Source organism: Salinibacillus aidingensis (assembly GCF_039522525.1).
In the GTDB taxonomy this organism is placed as follows: domain Bacteria; phylum Bacillota; class Bacilli; order Bacillales; family Alkalibacillaceae; genus Salinibacillus; species Salinibacillus aidingensis.
The window spans coordinates 1-2961 of the sequence record NZ_BAAADO010000013.1 but is presented as its reverse complement, the minus strand read 5'-3'; the positions used below and the strand labels follow the sequence as shown (position 1 = coordinate 2961).

Annotated in this window: 1 rRNA gene; it reads left to right on the top strand. The window is 53.0% G+C overall.

Annotated features, from left to right (window positions below):
- The first annotated feature begins 20 nt into the window (after positions 1-20).
- A 23S ribosomal RNA gene (locus ABD006_RS17810) occupies positions 21-2950 on the top strand.
- The last annotated feature ends 11 nt before the right edge of the window (positions 2951-2961 follow it).

The window sequence follows — 2961 nt, the reverse complement described above, 5'->3', positions numbered from 1 at the left end:
TATTGTCCGTGTGCGTTATAAGTTAAGTGAATAAGAGCGCACGGTGAATGCCTTGGCACTAGGAGCCGATGAAGGACGGGACAAACACCGATATGCTTCGGGGAGCTGTAAGTAAGCTTTGATCCGGAGATTTCCGAATGGGGAAACCCGCTGTCCGTAATGGGGCAGTATCCTTATCTGAATCCATAGGGTAAGGAAGGTAACCCGGGGAACTGAAACATCTCAGTACCCGGAGGAAGAGAAAGCAAACGCGATTTCCTAAGTAGCGGCGAGCGAACGGGAAACAGCCCAAACCAGAAGGCTTGCCTTCTGGGGTTGTAGGACACTCCATACGGAGTTACCAAGAAATCAGGTAGATGAAACGGTCTGGAAAGACCTGCCGAAGAAGGTAACAGCCCTGTAATTCAAACCTGGTTTCCTCCGGAGTGGATCCTGAGTACGGCGGAACACGTGAAATTCCGTCGGAATCCGGGAGGACCATCTCCCAAGGCTAAATACTCCCTAGTGACCGATAGCGAACCAGTACCGTGAGGGAAAGGTGAAAAGCACCCCGGGAGGGGAGTGAAAGAGAACCTGAAACCGTGTGCTTACAAGTAGTTGGAGCCCGTTAATGGGTGACAGCGTGCCTTTTGTAGAATGAACCGGCGAGTTTCGATCTCATGCAAGGTTAAGCAGAAGATGTGGAGCCGCAGCGAAAGCGAGTCTGAACAGGGCGTATGAGTATGAGGTCGCAGACCCGAAACCGTGTGACCTACCCATGTCCAGGGTGAAGGTAAGGTAACACTTACTGGAGGCCCGAACCCACGTACGTTGAAAAGTGCGGGGATGAGGTGTGGGTAGCGGTGAAATGCCAATCGAACACGGAGATAGCTGGTTCTCTCCGAAATAGCTTTAGGGCTAGCCTCAAGAATCGAGTTTTGGAGGTAGAGCACTGATTGGACTAGGGGCCCTCATCGGGTTACCGAATTCAGTCAAACTCCGAATGCCAACAACTTGAGCTTGGGAGTCAGACTATGGGTGATAAGGTTCATAGTCGAGAGGGAAACAGCCCAGACCGCCAGCTAAGGTCCCTAAGTATACGTTAAGTGGAAAAGGATGTGGAGTTGCTTAGACAACCAGGATGTTGGCTTAGAAGCAGCCATCATTTAAAGAGTGCGTAATAGCTCACTGGTCGAGTGACTCTGCGCCGAAAATATACCGGGGCTAAACGTATCACCGAAGCTGCGGATTGTACCGTTGGTACAATGGTAGGAGAGCGTTCTAAGCGCAGCGAAGTCCGATCGGAAGAACGGGTGGAGCGCTTAGAAGTGAGAATGCCGGTATGAGTAGCGAAAGACAAGTGAGAATCTTGTCCACCGAAAGCCTAAGGTTTCCTGAGGAAGGCTCGTCCGCTCAGGGTTAGTCGGGACCTAAGCCGAGGCCGAAAGGCGTAGGCGATGGAAAACAGGTTGACATTCCTGTACCACCTTTCATCCGTTTGAGCAATGGGGTGACGCAGGAGGATAGGGAAGCGTGCTGATGGATATGCACGTCCAAGCAGTGAGAGTGATGAGCAGGCAAATCCGTTCATCGTAAGCTCGGGCTGTGATGGGGAGGGAAATAGAGTACCGAAGTTCCTGATTTCACACTGCCAAGAAAAGCCTCTCGTGAGGATGAGGGTGCCCGTACCGCAAACCGACACAGGTAGGCGAGGAGAGAATCCTAAGGTGAGCGGGATAACTCTCGTTAAGGAACTCGGCAAAATGACCCCGTAACTTCGGGAGAAGGGGTGCTCGTTCAGGCTTCGGTCTGGATGAGCCGCAGTGAAAAGGCCCAAGCGACTGTTTATCAAAAACACAGGTCTCTGCGAAGCCGAAAGGCGAAGTATAGGGGCTGACACCTGCCCGGTGCTGGAAGGTTAAGAGGATGAGTTAGCCCTTTGGGCGAAGCTCTGAATCGAAGCCCCAGTAAACGGCGGCCGTAACTATAACGGTCCTAAGGTAGCGAAATTCCTTGTCGGGTAAGTTCCGACCCGCACGAAAGGTGCAACGACTTGGGCACTGTCTCAACGAGAGACCCGGTGAAATTATACTATGCGTGAAGATGCGCATTACCCGCGACAGGACGGAAAGACCCCGTGGAGCTTTACTGTAGCCTGATATTGAATGTTGGTACAGCTTGTACAGGATAGGTGGGAGCCATCGAAACCGGAGCGCTAGCTTCGGTGGAGGCGCCGGTGGGATACCACCCTGGCTGTACGGACATTCTAACCCAGAACCGTGATCCGGTTCGGAGACAGTGTCAGGTGGGCAGTTTGACTGGGGCGGTCGCCTCCTAAAGAGTAACGGAGGCGCCCAAAGGTTCCCTCAGAATGGTTGGAAATCATTCGCAGAGTGTAAAGGCAGAAGGGAGCTTGACTGCGAGACCTACAAGTCGAGCAGGGACGAAAGTCGGGCTTAGTGATCCGGCGGTACCGAATGGAAGGGCCGTCGCTCAACGGATAAAAGCTACCCCGGGGATAACAGGCTTATCTCCCCCAAGAGTCCACATCGACGGGGAGGTTTGGCACCTCGATGTCGGCTCATCGCATCCTGGGGCTGTAGTCGGTCCCAAGGGTTGGGCTGTTCGCCCATTAAAGCGGTACGCGAGCTGGGTTCAGAACGTCGTGAGACAGTTCGGTCCCTATCCGTCGTGGGCGTTGGAAATTTGAGAGGAGCTGTCCTTAGTACGAGAGGACCGGGATGGACACACCGCTGGTGTACCAGTTGTTCCGCCAGGAGCACGGCTGGGTAGCTACGTGTGGAAGGGATAAGTGCTGAAAGCATCTAAGCATGAAGCCCCCCTCAAGATGAGATTTCCCATCATTTTAAATGAGTAAGATTCCTCAGAGACGATGAGGTAGATAGGTCCGAGGTGGAAGCGTGGTGACACGTGCAGCTGACGGATACTAATCAATCGAGGACTTAACTTATACGAAAAGCG